Origin of the sequence: Sphingobium limneticum (genome assembly GCF_008710155.1) — a bacterium.
Classification (GTDB): Bacteria; Pseudomonadota; Alphaproteobacteria; order Sphingomonadales; family Sphingomonadaceae; genus Sphingobium; species Sphingobium limneticum.
The window spans coordinates 1-1,665 of the sequence record NZ_VYPZ01000083.1; the positions used below are offsets into that span (position 1 = coordinate 1).

Consider the following 1,665-nt stretch of genomic DNA (forward strand, 5'->3'; position numbering starts at 1 on the left):
AACGTCCTGGGTCACGAAGGAAAGCGAGATTTGGTCAACAGATCTCTATGCGCCGGCATTGAGCGGCGAGGCATGCATTCTGAGCCAGATGGCTTCCACCGTCAACGGGATCGCTCCCTGCCATAGCAAACACAGGATCCAGCGGCGCCGAAGCGGCCGTGGTCCTCACCGTCCTTAGAACGAGATACGCACCCAGGTGGAAGGCCCGAACATTATCTACAGGGTCGCTTTCGCGCCCTCACGGCACTTGCAGAGAGGGGTCCTTCCACCTGGCATCCGACCGTTCAAGGAACGGTCGGTACTCTGTCCCCGTCTTGATGACGGCATGGGCAACGCGCGCCATCTTGGCGGTGAGCGCCGTCATCGCCTTGCGGCGACGATCGGCATCATCCGCGTGCCCGGCAGTGTATCGTCCGAGCTTGTCGCGGAAACTGTTGTTGCGCTGACGTGCGGCGACCTGGGCAGCCATCCAAAAGGTCCGCCGCAATCGCGCATTACCGTACTTGGACAGCATCGTGCGGCCTCGGAATGTACCGGACTGCCGGGTCGCAAGATCAAGACCGCAGAACTTCAGGAACTGACGGTGATGGCTGAAGCGGCGTAGATCGCCTGCCTCGGCGAGAATGGTCAACGCATTGATGGGCCCAATGCCGGGGATCATGCGCAGGAGCTGATAATCGCGGTTTTCGGCCAGCATGGCATGCGCCGTTCGCTCGATCTCGTCGCGCTGCCGGATCAGGTTGCGTGCTTGGGCGATCACCATGCGGAACATAGCGATCGAGACGGAATCCTCGTCGACAGGTAGCGCCACGGAGGCGCAGGCGGTCTCGTAGATATCGTTGATCAGCCGGGCTTTGGACACCTTGCGGCCGACCAAGTCCCATGCTTCGCGGGAGAAAGTCTCCTGGCCGAGCACAGTCATGCTGGCTGGAGTCGGGAATCGTTCGAGCAGAGCAAGGAACCAGTCGGATCGGCTGTTGCCAGCGAAGCGTTCAATCTCCGGGAAATAGAGCGGCAGGTAGTGGGTCAGGATGCGATGCCATGTCTGCGTCTTAGCCTTGGAGATCGCCTCGTGCGTTTTCGACATCTCCTGCAGGTCGTTGATCCCGGCGGCGAGCGGATCGACGTATCGCTGGGTGGCGCCAATCCGCAGCATGTGCAGGATCACTTGCGCATCCTTGGAATCGTTCTTGTCCCAGCCATTGTGCAGAGCCTCGCGCGTTCGAGCCAAGGCAACGGACGAGATCAAGCGCAACTCGAAGCCGGCGGACAGCAGGCGATGCGCCAGCGTGCGATGGTAGTTACCAGTAGCCTCGAAGCCGACGATGATCGGACGCCCGATGTCGCTAAGATCCGTGGCCAGGCGATCATAATCTGCCTTTGTCGCCATCACCGTCATGCGACGTCGGCGTCCGCCTTCTGGACGTTCGATCAGGACCTCCTGGCGGTGTTTGGACATATCGATGGCTACCAGCACGGCGTCGGTGGGATTAGAGCTACGCTTGGTCATGGTCGGTCTGTCTCCAAAGGGTTGAGTCGACAACTTCACTTTAGAGACCTGCGGGCCGATCATGACCGCCTTGATGAAGCCTGCGGGCGCTACGCGCCCTTGCCTTCATCAAGGCAGTGCGCCCCTTCGAGGGGCCGCTTCCCAATGTGCTATGG

General features: G+C 60.7%; 1 pseudogene. It reads right to left on the minus strand.

The window, feature by feature from the left end:
* Window positions 1-216 precede the first annotated feature (216 nt).
* A pseudogene (locus F4U94_RS24030) lies at window positions 217-1,510 on the minus strand (IS110 family RNA-guided transposase).
* Window positions 1,511-1,665: the final 155 nt, after the last annotated feature.